Below are 14,128 nucleotides of genomic sequence, written 5' to 3'. Positions count from 1 at the left end.
GTTGAGGAAAAGGGCTTCTTTATCTTCCCTGAGGACCTCTTCGAGAAATCGAACTCATCAAACAGGTTTCGGTCGGTGTCGACCATATTCTCATGCTGGTCGAACAGTACCGACGAAGTAATGGAACCGATGAGGAGGTGCGCTCGCAGATTACACGTGCCGTTGATTCAAGCCCCACCCTGCACAATAAAAAGGACCTCATCGAAGGCTTCCTCGACAAGGTATCCTTCGACGAGGACGACGTGCAGGGTGAATGGAAGAAGCACGTTCAGGAGCAGTCATCAGCCGAACTCAACAAGATTATTGAAGAGGAAAAGCTGAACCCTGAACCTACACGAGCGCTAATAGCTGATGCATGGTTGGCCGGGGGAGTGCCTACCCATGGGGAACGCATTGGTCGACTGATGAAGGCCACCGGCTCCCGCTTTGCTCGACCCGCAAACGGTGAAAGTCGTGCTGCACGTAAGGAGAACGCCTTATCAACCGTCTTCAGCGGTTCTACGAGCGATTCAGCGAAATCATCAGCTAAGTTGCATCCTCGGCCTTAAAGAGATCCAGCCCACTACCACCTCCAATAGGTGGTGCGGGCTGAACGGTTAAGAAAAGACTACCACTTACATAGCGGAACAAACAGGCCTATTTCCTTGAGCTTGAACAGAGTTATTTGCCTCTCGGGCTAGTTTTCCTCTACGAGGCCTCTAGCGTCTCTCTTAGCTCTCTCGCTGACTTGGGGGCTAGCAACCACAGCCCTTAAAATCTGAAATAAGAATCTCAGGTTGCTCTCGTCCAGATAACCTGGGCTGACCATCTCAAATTTTCCGCTCTTCAAATCTTCAAGCGATAAAGAATGAACCGCGTTGCAGTTCACCATCGTCTCACGAGGGAAGTACGGGGTTTGACCACCAGGAATAACCACATAGGTGTCTTCCGGGCGAACACCAGGAAACGCCCCTAAAGTTCTATGAATATTCGCCTTCCAACGTGACACCTTAGAACTACCATTCACCACGTAGTACAACTGCTGGCGTTTCTCATCAACACCTACAACAATGAAATGATGGCCCACCTCGCGGTTCGCAGGAAAGGGCTTTTCGCCACGGAACTTAAAGACGGTGCCTACACGAACAGACAACGCCCATAAATTAAGATTCTTCTCAAGCACAGCAAGCTCCCACCAAACGACTGCTTACGCGGTTGCTAGCTAAGAATGACCTAAAGCAAAAATATCGTGGGCAGCTTCTAGAGTTTTTTCATCCTGTGCAAAAAAAGAGTCACTCTCAGGGTTCAAAAAGAAATCCTCAAGAGACATTGCCCGGCGGCTCTTAGGGTGAAGCTCAAAAAAACCTTCAAACTTTGACCACTCCGGGTACTGATGGGTAATCGAATTCGCCAAATAGAAGGGGTCAAAACCCTTAAAAGTCTCCCACGACTTCTGAATCATCATCTTCTCAGAGGGTGACAATAAATCGTCACCGCATGAAGACTTCAGCGAAACCTCATGATTCGTGAAGTCAATAAACTCTTCAACAAACTGACGCTGATCAGGGGAAAGCAACGAATACCCAGTGCCAGATTCACGAATAACATCAAGACCCTCAGAAGCTACAGGGCCATTCTTCATCGCAACATAGGTATCGCTAGTAACAGTCCGGCCAAACTGACGCAGATGAAAACGGTCAGCAGCCCACACAAGCTTCATCAATTTCAAATGATTTATAGAGGGAAAATCCTCGTTGTGGGCATGACGAAGGAACTGCTCAAAAATCTGAACATACTTTTCAAGATCAGTTTTCAAGATGACTCCTTACCATCAACCTGATAGCTGGGCGACCTTGACCAGAAAGGGCGCGAAAAATACAGGTTTCGTGTCTACTACCTTACCAAGCACAGCTAACTCTGTCTGTGTCCCCGCCCCCACTTTCTAACAAGAGTAAACCCACCCCATCGCGTCCTTCCCCACAATCTGACTGGCCAGCAAACTAGCCATGAGACAATAGACCCTATGGACTTCAAAGAACGCCTCAGCACCCCTGTTGTCATGGAAAACCCCCAGGCAGACCGCGTCAAAGACATCGCCAAGCTTGCCACCCGGGCAGCCCGCACCAAGACCGGGCACTTCCTGGTTGAGGGGCCGCAGGCTGTCCGCGAAGCCCTCAAAGCCCACCAGATCAAGCCCCTGCTCGACGCCGTCTACATCACCGAACGCGCCTTTGACCGCCACCCCGACATCGTCGACCTGCTCGAAGACGTCCACGGCACCCCCACCCCTGAGGCCGGTCGCAAGGTCTTCATGCGCATGGTGACCGAGCCCGTCCTCGCCGCCATGGCAGAGTCCGTCAGCCCCCAGGGCATCATCGCCGTTGCCTTCCAGAACGATATCGCCCCCTCCGACATCTGGGGTGAAGGCGCCATCAACCCCAAGCTCATCGCTGTCCTGGCCCGCGTTCAGGACCCGGGCAACGCCGGCACCATCCTGCGCGCCGCCGATGCCGCCGGTGCTGACCTCATTGTCACTACCAAGGGGGCAGTTGACCTCTACAACCCCAAGGCAGTGCGCTCCACCGCAGGATCCCTCTTCCACGTGCCCGTTATCCAGGGCATTGACCTCGAAGACTTCGCTGAAGACGCCAAGGCCCAGGGCATCGGCGTGCTCGCGGCGGACGGCTACGGCCGAGTCTCCCTCGACGACCTGCAGGACGCCGCCTTCGCCCTGCGCAACGGTGTCGAACCGCGCAAGAAGGTTAAGTACGACCTGGCCAAGCCCACCATGTGGCTCTTCGGCAACGAGGCGGCTGGCCTAAGCGGCGAAGAAAAAGCCGCCGCCTCCCTGCGCGTGGCCGTGCCCCTGCGCGGTGCCGCCGAGTCGCTGAACGTCGGCATGGCAGCTGGCGTCTGCCTCTTCGCCTCGTCCCTGGCTCAGAACCGCAAGGGCGACTAGTGGGGGAGCGCACCAACACCGTCTACCCGGTGCAGGTGGTCGGGGCCGCTATCGTTGATTCTCTGGCTACCCCTACCCGCCTGCTGGTCGGCCAGCGCTCTGCCCCGCCCGCGCTTGCGGGCCTGTGGGAGTTCCCCGGCGGCAAGGTCGAGGCAGGGGAAGGGTGTGAGGACGCCCTGCTGCGCGAACTGCGCGAAGAGCTCGGCATTACCGCCCGGCTCGGCACCGAAATCGCAGGGCCCCACTCGCAGGGCTGGGTGCTGAACGAGAAGGCTGCTATGCGGGTCTGGTTTGCAGAAATTGCGGACGGACGCGCCACCGCCCTGCAAGACCACGCTGAGTTACGCTGGGTGCAGCTTGATGCCACGGTGCTGGAGCTGCCCTGGATTCCCGCTGACTTTCCTATTGTCGAGGAGCTGCTGGCGGGCGTCCGCGCCGCCTAACCTGTAGCGGAGCGTAATAGAACTCGCCTCGGTGAAAATGTAAGGTGTCTGACTTTTATCTCCGGTATGATGTGTAGTACGCAACACATCTTTCACATGGAGGTTTAGACATGTCGCAGACACCCTACGGAACTAACGACCACTCCGCACCGAACGACACCCAGGCCATGTATATGAGTGGTCAGCCCGGTTTCAGCCCTGAGCCGCAGGTTGCCCCCGATGCCGAGCAGAAGCTTAAGCTCTCGCAGATGATTCTGCTGGCTACTGCTGTTGTCTACCTGTTGATGCAGACACTGAGCTACGTACTTACACCCGCAACTATTGATGTGCTGGGAGAAACTGTTCCAACTGACCAGAACCCCGTCTATACAGTGATTGGTGTTCTCATTGGGCTGGCGCTCTTTGCGTTGGTATACAGCCTGATGAGCAAGCGCAAAAAAGCTGGTCGCATCACCGGCTATGTTTTCGCGGGTCTGGGAATTCTTGGTGCAGCCTTCTCGGCGCTGGGCTCACTCTACATCTCGCTAATTGTCGTTGTTCTTTGCATTGTTTGGCTGGTTCTGGCCATCGTCTGGATTGTTGCGGTATCGAATAAGTCCGTTGCTTCAATCCTGCGCTAGACCTTATCTTCTAGCTGTGATGGGCCCTTCGGTTGATCCGGAGGGCCCATTTCTGTGCGAACTTCATGATCTTGAACCGTGACCGGCTGGTCGTTACCCTAAAAGAAAGGAGGCTGATGATTCATGAAAGACAAAGAGAAACAGCAACTGGCCTTTAGCAGGGGAGAGGTGCCCACGGTTATCCGAGTAATGCAGGGCATTTTAGTGCTGTCGGGTATCGCTTACCTGACGCTAACGGTTACTTCCCTTGATATCAGCGGTACACGGGGAATCGTGAGTGCTGTTATTTCAATCGCCCTCACCTCTTTGCTGTATATCTGGGTTATCCGCCGCACCGGCACCTGGCAAAAAGCAGGAGCCGCTAATCTGCTCGGGTTTGTCTGTACGGTTGTCAGTACTGTCTCGCTCATTTCTCTCATCTGGACTATGCCCTCCGATGTAAACCCGGGAATTATGGCCTGCTTCTTGATGTGGTCTCTAGCCAACCTCACCTGGCTTGGCCTAACCTTTACCCCTGTTGCCCGTGCCTTCTTTGAGCGGGTTGATGTTATTCCAGCGCCCTAACTGCCTGTTAGCGGTCATTTACCTGCGGGCAGCGTCCGCTCCTTTCCCATCGAGCGCGAGCCTGCTTCACCTTTTTGCACTAAACTATTGTCTTGATGCCCTGGGCGCGGTAAGCGCCCGTTTCGCCCACAATGTGAAGAGAAGTGCAGATGACTGATTCTTTGCCCGAGGTGCCTGAGAACCCCACACCCTTCCAGGTGCTGGCTAATATTCGCGCCATTCTAGAAAAAGACCCCGAGAACGGTCTGGCGACCGTCCGCGAAGCCTTCGCCGCCGAGTTTGAGCGTGCGCAGAAGGAAATCGCTGAAAAAACCGCTGACTTCGAAGAACTTAAGCGCGTGCGCCTGGATTTCACGGGCGATAAGGCTGGCTTCACCCTGGCTAATAAGCAGATGCGTGATTTGCGTAAGGAGCACAAGGCTGAGGTGGGTAAGCTCATGGGCCAGGCGCGTGGACGCCTGACTAAGGCTCTTGAGGCCCGTAACGCTGAGCTGGAAGAAGAGCGCGACGCTCGTATTCTGGTTGAAGAGGCTGTGGATGTCACTGCCCACACTCCTCGCCGCCGTATCGGTGGCCGCCACCCCATCAGCGTCCTGCAGGAGCAGATGTGCGATATCTTCGTGGGCATGGGCTGGGAGATTGCCGACGGCCCCGAACTTGAATCAGAGTGGTACAACTTTGATTCGCTGAACTTCAAGCCTGACCACCCGGCGCGTGAACTGCAGGATACCTTCTTCGTGGAGCCCACTAGCGCCCACCTGATGCTGCGTACTCACACTTCACCGGTGCAGATGCGTTCCCTGCTGTCTCGTGACCTGCCCCTGTATGTGGTTTGCCCCGGCCAGGTCTACCGCACCGATGAGCTCGATGCCACCCACACCCCGGTCTTCCACCAGATTGAGGGCCTGGCCGTCGATAAGGGCCTGACCATGGCCGACCTCAAGGGCACCCTGGAACACATGGCCCGCGCCATGTTCGGCGAAGAAGCAAAGATTCGTCTGCGCCCCAACTACTTCCCCTTCACCGAGCCGTCCGCTGAGCTGGACGTCTGGCACCCGGACGCCAAGGGCGGCCCCCGCTGGATCGAGTGGGGCGGCTGCGGCATGGTCAACCCCAACGTGCTGCGAGCAGCCGGTGTTGACCCCGAAGTTTACTCAGGTTTCGCTTTTGGTATGGGCATCGAACGTACCCTCATGTTCCGCAACGGCGTACAGGATATGCGCGACATGATTGAAGGCGACGTCCGTTTCTCACAGCAGTTCAAGATGGAGATCTAACCCATGCGCGTACCCCTTTCCTGGCTGCGTGAATACGCACCCGTTCCGGCCGACGCAAGTGCCGAAGATGTTATGGCTACCCTGGTCACAGTTGGCCTGGAAGAAGAGGACGTCCACCGCCCGACCGACGAGCTGACCGGCCCCATCGTGGTGGGTCAGGTGCTCTCGATGGAGCCCGAGACTCACTCCAACGGTAAGACCGTTAACTGGTGCCAGGTGCGCGTTGTGCCCGAGGGCCAGAAGCAGACCCTGACCGGTAAGGGCATTGAAGAGTCCGGCGTGCAGGGCATTATCTGCGGCGCCCACAACTTCAAGCCCGGTGACAAGGTCGTTGTCACCCTGCCCGGTGCTGTACTGCCCGGCGGCTTCGCTATTACCGCCCGCAAGACCTACGGCCACAAGTCAGCCGGTATGATCGCCTCCGTCAAGGAGCTCGGCATCGGTGAGGACCACGGCGGCATTCTGGTGCTTTCCACTCTGGGGCTTGACCCCGAGGTCGGCACCGACGCCATGGAGCTGCTGGGCCTCTACGACGAAGCTGCTGAAGTCAACGTAACCCCCGACCGTGGCTACGGCTTCTCCATTCGCGGTATCGCCCGCGAATACTGCCACGCCACAGGCAACGACTTTGATGACTTCGTCCTCGACCTGGCCGCCAAGGCACCCGCTGCCAACAGCGCGGGCCTGCCCGTCACCCTGACCGACTCAGCTCCCATTCACGGTAAGGACGGCGCCACCCGCTTCGTTGCCCGCTCTGTTAGCGGCGTCGACGCAACTGCCCCCGTCCCTACCTGGATGTCCTCCCGCCTGCGCCTGGCGGGCGTCCGCTCTGTCTCCCTGCCGGTTGATATCTCGAACTACGTCATGCTCGAAACCGGCCAGCCCCTGCACTTCTACGATGCAGACAAGCTGGCAGGCGGCATCACCGTGCGTCGCGCCGAAGCTGGCGAGAAGCTCACCACCCTGGATGAGAAGGAGCGCGAGCTCAACGTCGAAGACCTGCTGATTACCGACGAGTCCGGCCCTATCGGCCTGGCAGGTGTGATGGGCGGGGCCTCCACTGAGGTCTCTGACTCAACCACCCGCATCGTCATTGAGGCAGCCCGTTTCGACGAGGTCTCCATCGCCCGCACCGCCCGCCGCCACAAGCTCTCATCTGAGGCGTCCAAGCGTTTTGAGCGCGGTGTTGACCCCCAGATTCAGGCCGCTGCTGCCCAGCGCGCCGTTGACCTGCTGGTTGAGCTGGCAGGTGCAACCGTTGATGAGGGTGTGACGGACGCCGGTGGCAGCTTCGAGCCCACCGTCATTTCCCTGCCCGCCGACTACACCGCAGGCCGCATTGGCATCGACTACACCGAAGAGCAGATTGTTGGCTCTCTGGAGCAGATTGGCGCCAGCGTTGAGGTGGTCGAGGGTTCCTACGAGGTTACCGTGCCCTCATGGCGCACCGACCTGGGTGCCAAGGAAGATTTGACCGAGGAAGTTGCCCGTCTGGTGGGCTACGATAAGATTCCCTCGACCCTGCCCGTGGCCCCTCCCGGTCGCGGCTACACCGTTGAGCAGACCCTGCGCCGCCGGGCCCTCAACGCCCTGGCAGCATCGGGCCTGACCGAGGTCTTTGCCTACCCCTTCGTCTCTGATGAAGATAACAACCTCTGGGCAACCCCTGTAGCCGGTGAAAAGGTGGATTCTATCCGCCTGGCTAACCCCATCTCGTCCGCCCAGGGCTGGATGCGCCGCTCCCTGCTGCCGGGCCTGACCGAGGTGCTCTCCCGCAACCTCTCCCGCGGCTTCAAGAACCTGGCCATCTACGAAACCGGCTCCGTCTTTATTCCCGGCACCCAGCTGGGGTCAGCCTCAATCCCCGGCCTGGGCGTCAAGCCCGCCGACGAGGTTCTGGCCGACCTGAACGCCGGTATTCCCGACCAGCCTCACCACATCGCCGGCCTCTTCTCCGGCGCTGAGCACGATGAAACCCCGGGCGCGACCGCCCGTGCCTTTGACTGGCGCGATGCCCTGGACTCCGTGCTCCTGGTTGCCGATGCCGCTGGCGTGAAGCTCACCCTTGCCAATGGCGAGCACCAGGCCTTCCACCCGGGGCGCACCGCCGTGCTCAAGAACGCTGCCGGTGACGTGATCGCCTACGCCGGTGAACTGCACCCCAAGCTGCTGGCTAAGCTCAACCTGCCCGAGCGCACCAGCGCCTTCGAGCTCAACTTCACCGCCCTGATCGCTGAGGCAGGCGAGGCAGTGCAGGCTACCGGTATCTCCGGCTACCCGGCTGCCAACCAGGACGTCGCCCTGGTCGTCGATGCCGCGGTTCCTGCCGCTGACGTGGCCGCCGCCCTGGCTGAGGGCGCAGGGGAGCTGCTCGAGGACGTCCGCGTCTTTGACGACTACCGCGGCACCGGTATCGAAGAGGGCAAGAAGTCCCTGGCCTTCGCCCTGCGCTTCCGCGCCACCGACCGCACCCTGACCGCCGACGAGGCCTCCGAGGCCCGCGAGGCAGGTGTGGCCCTGGCTGCCGAACGCTTCGGCGCGGTTCAGCGAGCCTAAGGCCCGCACAAACCCCAGATTCGGGTAGAGCCCGGCGGACGCGCGTCCGCCGGGCTCTTTGTCTGCGCAGCTAGCCTGCCGGGCAGGTGCTTGAGCGAGGACGGGCAGTTTTCTGGGCGGCGGCGCTGAAAAGGCTGGGCGGTCGGTGAGACAGATAAGCCTTTTGGGAGCCGACGCGGTAGAATGGACTTCCGCCTTTATATAGGCAATCACCCACAACCTCTGGAGATGCACCGTGAGCGATCAGCGTTACCTCGAAGACCGCGATAACTTCGACGAAGATGACCGCACCGACGACTTCTTCACCTTCGCGGAAGAGGAAGAAGACTACGAGGAACCCCGCGGCCCGCTCGGCCCCAAGCTGGCAGCTGCCGGCATCATGATTCTCGCGTCAATCTTCGCGATTATCCTGCTGATTGGCGGCATACGGACCTTCAACGAGGCCCGCGCCAACGAAGGCTACGAGGGGCGCTCCTGGGTGATGACCGGCACCTTTGAAAAGGTCACCAGCGACCTGCAAGGTGATAACAACGTGGCGACTTACACCGGCACCCTACCCGATAACACCGCCATGACTGGTAAAACCTTCGTATCAGAGATTGCCGACCCTGTGCAGGTCAACCCCGGTTCTACTGTTGAGTTCCGCGGATCCCAGACCGGTACCGTCAGCGCTGACTTCCCCGAGACCGTCGATGCCCTGCTGGTGCAAACCGGAGACGCTAACCTCACCGTGGTCCGTACCGGCGAAGAAGGTAGCCTGGTACCGGTGACCGAAGATACCGTTGCATCGCAGAAGCGTAGCGCCATGCTGCGTCTTGCCGGTGCGATTCTGGTCTTTGGCGCCGGTGTCGCCGGTACCTTCATGATGATCCGCAAGCGCAAGAACACCGAGATGCTCGACTAGGTTGAGCTGGTCCCCCTCACCTTCAACACCAAGGGGACCGCATTTTTAAAAAGGGACCGCACATTATGCGGTCCCTTTTTGGTTTTCAGGTCCCCTTGTGGGGGATGGGGAGGGATGGGCGGGCGGACGCGCGTGGCCGGCTTGGTGCCCGCTGGTTCACATTGCGAAATGCAGTGCATAAATATTTACTACTATGCAAAAACATGCAAAGATGGTGCTATGACTATTACCGTAGCTGTCACAGGAGCCACCGGGTACGCCGGTGGCGAGATTTTGCGCCTACTGGCAACCCACCCCCACGTTGAGGTGAAAACCGTGGCCGCGCACTCGTCCGCTGGTTCCCGCCTGGGTGATATCGCCCCCCACCTTCGCGCCTACGCCGACCTGGTCGTTGCCGATACCACCGCCGAGGCCCTGAGCGGGCACGATGTTGTCTTCATGGCCCTGCCCCACGGCGCCAGCGCCGAGATCGCGGCCCAGCTGCCCGAGAACACCCTGGTCATCGACGCCGGGGCAGATCACCGCCTTGACAGCGCGGACGCCTGGGAAAAGTTCTACGGTTCTGCACACTCCGGCACCTGGCCCTACGGTCTGCCCGAACTGCCCACCGCCACCGGCAAACAGCGCGATAACCTCGTGGGCACCAAGCGAGTTGCGGTGCCCGGGTGCTACCCCACGGCGTCCATCCTGGCCCTGGCTCCCGGTTTTGCCACCGGCCTGCTCGAACCCACCGACGTGGTCATCGTTGCCGCTTCAGGTACCTCAGGGGCCGGGAAGAGCCTCAAGCCCCACCTGCTCTCAGCCGAAGTTATGGGCGGCATGAGCCCCTACGGGGTCGGCGGCTCCCACCGGCACACCCCCGAAATCGAAGAGAAGCTCACCCACATCGCGGGGGAGCAGGTGCAGATTTCCTTTACACCCACCCTGGCCCCCATGCCCCGAGGCATCCTCGCTACCGCAACCGCGCGCGTCCGCCCCGGCGTGACCGAAGCCCAGCTGCGTGAAGCCTGGCAGCAGGCCTACGCCGACGAAAAGTTCGTGTACCTGCTCCCCGAAGGGCAGTGGCCCACCACCAAGAGCGTGCAGGGCTCCAACCACGCCGAAATGCAGCTGGCCTTCGACGCACACGCCGGGCGCGTAATCGTCACCAGCGTCATCGACAACCTAGCCAAGGGCACCGCCGGCGGTGCCATCCAATCCATGAACATTGCCCTCGGGCTCCCCGAAAACGCAGGTCTGCTCCAGGAAGGACTCGCACCGTGACCGACACTATCCACCAGATCGAAGGCATCACCACCCATGGAGTCACCTTCCCCCGCGGCTTCCGCGCTACGGGCGTCCGCGCTGGAATCAGCGCCGTCGAGGGTAAAAAGGACGTCGCCCTGGTCGTCAACGACGGGCCCGTCAAGCACGCTGCCGCCGTCTTCACCAGCAACCGCTTCGCAGCCGCCCCCGTGCTCTGGAGCCAGCAGGTCATCAGCGACGGTCGGGCCGACGCCGTCCTACTCAACTCCGGCGGCGCCAACGCCTGCACCGGTGCCCCCGGCTTCCAAGACACGCACGAATCCGCTGAACTCGTTGCCGACCTGCTCGGCGTCTCAGCCGGCGACGTGCTGGTGTGCTCCACCGGCCTCATCGGCGAGCGCCTGCCCATGGACAAGCTCACCGCGGGCGCAAAGGACGCCGCAGCCTCCTTGGGCGTGAGCTCCGGCTCTTCGCTGGCTGCGGCTGAAGCCATCATGACCACCGACACCGTCTCAAAGCAGGCCGCTATCGGCGTGGAAATCGAAGAGGGCGGCTCCTACCTCATCGGCGGTATGGCCAAGGGCGCAGGTATGCTGGCCCCGGGGCTGGCAACCATGCTGGTGGTCATCACCACCGACGCCCTGGTCTCACCCGACAACCTCGACACCGCCCTGCGCGAGGCCGTGCGCCTGAGCTTCAACCGGGCCGACTCCGACGGCTGCATGTCGACCAACGACACCGTTATTCTCATGAGCTCCGGTGCCTCCGATATCGAACCTGACCTGGGCGTCTTCACCGAAGCACTCACCAAGGTCTGCCAGGACCTCGCCCTGCAACTCATTGGAGACGCCGAGGGAGCCAGCCACGATATCCACGTGCGTACCCTGGGAGCTGCCAGCGAAGCGGACGCCGAAGAAGTCTCCCGGGCAGTATCTCGCTCCAACCTCTTCAAAACCGCCATCTTCGGTAACGACCCCAACTGGGGTCGTATCCTCTCCGAAGTCGGCACCACCTCAGCCACCTTCGACCCCGACAAGGTCAACGTCACCATCAACGGAGTGCAGGTCTGCACCGGCGGCGGCATCGGCCAAGACCGCTCTCTCGTTGACCTCGCCGCAGACCGCAAAGTAACCGTCGACATCGACCTGGGTGCAGGCCAGCACGAAGCCACCATCTGGACCAACGACCTCACCCACGATTACGTCCACGAAAACTCGGCCTACTCCAGCTAACCCAAAGGAACGCCAGATGGCAGAGCAAAAAAACGCCCACGCCCGCTTCGACACCGCCCAACAAAAAGCCAAAACTCTCATGGAAGCCCTACCCTGGATCCAGCAGTTCCGGGGTAAGATTATGGTCTTCAAATACGGTGGTAACGCTATGATCTCCGAGGAACTGCGCGCCGCCTTCGCTGAAGACATGGTCTTCTTGCGAACCATCGGCATCTGCCCCGTTGTTGTGCACGGCGGCGGCCCACAAATCACCGCCATGCTGACCAAACTCGGTATCGAAAGTGAGTTCCGCGGCGGCCTGCGCTACACCACCCCCGAAGCCATGGACGTCGTCCGCATGGTACTCACCGGCCAAGTAGCCCGCGAACTCGTCTCCCTCATCAACGCCCACGGCCCCTTCGCCGTCGCCATGAGCGGTGAGGACGGCGGGCTCCTACGCGCCCGCCGCATCGGCACCGTGGTGGACGGCCAAGAAGTCGACCTCGGCCTCGTCGGTGAAGTGGTCGGCGTGAACACCACCGCCATCATGTCCATGATCCAGGCAGGAAAAATCCCCGTCATCTCATCTGTGGCCCCCGAAATGCACGACCCCGAGAAATACCCTGGCCATCATCACGGGCTTGCCGGGCTCACCGGAGAAATTCTCAACGTCAACGCAGACACCGCCGCCGCAGCCGTCGCCGCCGCCCTCGGGGCCGAAAAACTCGTCATCCTCACCGACGTCGAGGGCCTCTACGCCAACTGGCCCGATAAAGACTCCCTTATCTCATCTCTCACCGTCAGCGAACTACGCGAGATGCTCCCCAGCCTGGTCTCCGGCATGATCCCCAAAATGAGCGCCTGCCTACAGGCCGTAGAACAGGGAGTTCCGCGTGCCTCCATCGTTGACGGTCGCTTGGCCCACTCGCCCCTGCTCGAAATCTTCACCGACCGCGGTATCGGTACCCAGCTGACCCCCGACAACGTGGACGATACCCCCTGGCACCACCCGGCCCCTGACTTCCAGGTCAAGCCGGTGACTTATTAGGACTACCCATGACACAAGAAAACCTCCTCGCCGACTACCGGAACGACCTCCTGGGGGTCTTTGGCGACCCCTCACTGGTGCTGGTCTCGGGGCAGGGCTCACGCGTGACGGACGCCGATGGGAAAGTTTATCTCGATCTGCTCGGCGGTATTGCCGTCAACGCTCTCGGCCATGCCCACCCCGCCTGGGTAAAAGCCGTCAGCGAGCAGGCCGCAACCCTGGCCCACGTCTCCAATTTCTTCACCAGCCCCCAACAGATCTCCCTGGCCCACCGCCTGCTGGGCTACCTGGGAACTGAGCAGGGCCGCGTCTTCTTCTGCAACTCCGGCACCGAAGCCAACGAAGCCGCCTACAAACTCGCCCGCCGCCACGGCAACACTCACGGCAAAGGCACCATCCTAGCCCTGGATCACGGCTTCCACGGGCGCACCATCGGTGCCCTATCCCTCACCTGGAAGCCAGCCTACCGTGAGCCTTTCGAACCCCTCCCCAGCGGCATCAAACATATTCCGGCCACCCTCGAAGCCCTGGAAGAAAATCTCACCGACGACGTCGCAGCGCTCATCGTTGAACCCATCCAGGGGGAAGCTGGCGTCCTGCCCCTGCCTGCAGGCTACCTGACCCGCGCCCGAGAACTCACCCGCGCTCGCGGCGCCCTGCTCATCGTGGACGAAGTCCAAACAGGCATGGGCCGCACCGGCCGCTGGTTCGAACACTCCCGTGAACTCACCGGCGACAACCTGCCCGATGCCATCACCCTCGCCAAGGGCCTGGGTGGAGGTTTCCCCATCGGCGCCATGATCGTGGTCGGCGACGACAACGCCCGCACCCTCGAAGCAGGTATGCACGGTACCACCTTCGGCGGCAACCCCCTCGCCACCGCAGCAGCCACCGCAACCCTCGAAACTATCGAAGCTGAGCATCTACTCGGCTCTGCCGCCCAACGCGGCTCGACCTTCAGGGCCGCTATCGAAGAGGTAGACGGCGTGGCAGAAACCAGGGGAGCAGGCCTACTCATCGGCATCGTCCTGGCCGACGACACCACCGACTCCGGCGCGCCCCTGGCACCCGCCTTTGTCACCGCCGCCCGATCAGCCGGCTTCATCGTCAACGCACCGGATGCCCGCACCATCCGCATAGCCCCCGCCCTCACCGTCACCGACGCAGAACTAGCAGAATTCACCGCCGCTTTCCCAGAGGTCCTGGCCCAGGCCAGCACCCACCACTAAGCCATATTCATACCCTGCATAAATATCAAAAATCTGTGCATATAATGGGAAGGGTAGGCCCCGCACCTGCCCCTGCCCACACTAGGAGAAAAC

14 protein-coding genes are annotated in these 14,128 nt (G+C 60.6%); 12 read left to right on the top strand and 2 right to left on the bottom strand.

Annotation, left to right across the window (positions count from 1 at the left end):
• Positions 1-47: 47 nt before the first annotated feature.
• Complete coding sequence (locus VSX42_RS10410; protein ID WP_418950799.1) at positions 48-548, top strand: type I restriction endonuclease subunit R, EcoR124 family; 501 nt, start codon at positions 48-50, stop codon at positions 546-548.
• Positions 549-676: 128 nt separating this feature from the next.
• On the opposite strand, the gene VSX42_RS10405 is transcribed toward VSX42_RS10410, so the two are convergent.
• Together VSX42_RS10405 and VSX42_RS10400 are read right to left on the bottom strand one after the other, a co-directional pair.
• Positions 677-1,162 (bottom strand): hypothetical protein, encoded by a 486-nt coding sequence (locus VSX42_RS10405; protein WP_326504213.1) that lies wholly within the window; start codon positions 1,160-1,162, stop codon positions 677-679.
• A gap of 39 nt (positions 1,163-1,201) precedes the next feature.
• Complete coding sequence (locus VSX42_RS10400) at positions 1,202-1,795, bottom strand: Panacea domain-containing protein (protein WP_326504212.1); 594 nt, start codon at positions 1,793-1,795, stop codon at positions 1,202-1,204.
• Between the two features lie 207 nt (positions 1,796-2,002).
• Between VSX42_RS10400 and VSX42_RS10395 the strand changes: the two genes are divergently transcribed.
• The 11 genes from VSX42_RS10395 (at position 2,003) to VSX42_RS10345 (ending at position 14,035) form a co-directional block, all read left to right on the top strand.
• Positions 2,003-2,938 (top strand): RNA methyltransferase, encoded by a 936-nt coding sequence (locus VSX42_RS10395; RefSeq protein WP_326504211.1) that lies wholly within the window; start codon positions 2,003-2,005, stop codon positions 2,936-2,938.
• Positions 2,938-3,381: a (deoxy)nucleoside triphosphate pyrophosphohydrolase gene (locus tag VSX42_RS10390; RefSeq protein ID WP_326504210.1), complete on the top strand. Its 444-nt coding sequence runs from the start codon at positions 2,938-2,940 to the stop codon at positions 3,379-3,381. The genes VSX42_RS10395 and VSX42_RS10390 overlap by 1 nt, the downstream gene beginning before the upstream one ends.
• Positions 3,382-3,491: 110 nt before the next feature.
• Entirely contained in the window at positions 3,492-4,001 is a 510-nt protein-coding gene (locus tag VSX42_RS10385; RefSeq protein WP_326504209.1) for a hypothetical protein, read from the top strand.
• Between the two features lie 123 nt (positions 4,002-4,124).
• Positions 4,125-4,565 carry a hypothetical protein gene (locus VSX42_RS10380; RefSeq protein WP_326504208.1) on the top strand — a complete coding sequence of 147 codons (441 nt, stop codon included), beginning with the start codon at positions 4,125-4,127 and terminating at the stop codon, positions 4,563-4,565.
• Positions 4,566-4,714: 149 nt separating this feature from the next.
• The gene (pheS, locus tag VSX42_RS10375) at positions 4,715-5,842 is read left to right on the top strand and encodes a phenylalanine--tRNA ligase subunit alpha (RefSeq protein ID WP_326504207.1); all 1,128 of its coding nucleotides are present in this window, start codon (positions 4,715-4,717) and stop codon (positions 5,840-5,842) included.
• Positions 5,843-5,845: 3 nt separating this feature from the next.
• On the top strand, positions 5,846-8,398 hold the full coding sequence (pheT, locus tag VSX42_RS10370; protein ID WP_326504206.1) for a phenylalanine--tRNA ligase subunit beta: 2,553 nt from the start codon (positions 5,846-5,848) through the stop codon (positions 8,396-8,398).
• A 235-nt stretch (positions 8,399-8,633) separates the two neighbouring features.
• Complete coding sequence (locus VSX42_RS10365; protein ID WP_326504205.1) at positions 8,634-9,302, top strand: hypothetical protein; 669 nt, start codon at positions 8,634-8,636, stop codon at positions 9,300-9,302.
• A 219-nt stretch (positions 9,303-9,521) separates the two neighbouring features.
• Positions 9,522-10,565 (top strand): N-acetyl-gamma-glutamyl-phosphate reductase, encoded by a 1,044-nt coding sequence (gene argC / locus VSX42_RS10360; RefSeq protein ID WP_326504204.1) that lies wholly within the window; start codon positions 9,522-9,524, stop codon positions 10,563-10,565.
• A complete protein-coding gene (gene argJ, locus VSX42_RS10355; protein WP_326504203.1) occupies positions 10,562-11,779 on the top strand; it encodes a bifunctional glutamate N-acetyltransferase/amino-acid acetyltransferase ArgJ in 1,218 nt (405 codons plus the stop codon). Before argC ends, argJ begins: the two co-directional genes overlap by 4 nt.
• A 16-nt stretch (positions 11,780-11,795) precedes the next feature.
• On the top strand, positions 11,796-12,806 hold the full coding sequence (gene argB, locus VSX42_RS10350) for an acetylglutamate kinase (protein WP_326504202.1): 1,011 nt from the start codon (positions 11,796-11,798) through the stop codon (positions 12,804-12,806).
• 8 nt (positions 12,807-12,814) lie between these two features.
• The gene (locus VSX42_RS10345) at positions 12,815-14,035 is read left to right on the top strand and encodes an acetylornithine transaminase (RefSeq protein ID WP_326504201.1); all 1,221 of its coding nucleotides are present in this window, start codon (positions 12,815-12,817) and stop codon (positions 14,033-14,035) included.
• Positions 14,036-14,128 lie beyond the last annotated feature (93 nt).

It is taken from the genome of Rothia nasimurium (genome assembly GCF_035916755.1).
Lineage (GTDB): Bacteria > Actinomycetota > Actinomycetes > Actinomycetales > Micrococcaceae > Rothia.
The sequence above is the reverse complement of the archived record's forward strand: the minus strand, read 5'-3'. Positions and strand labels throughout refer to the sequence as shown.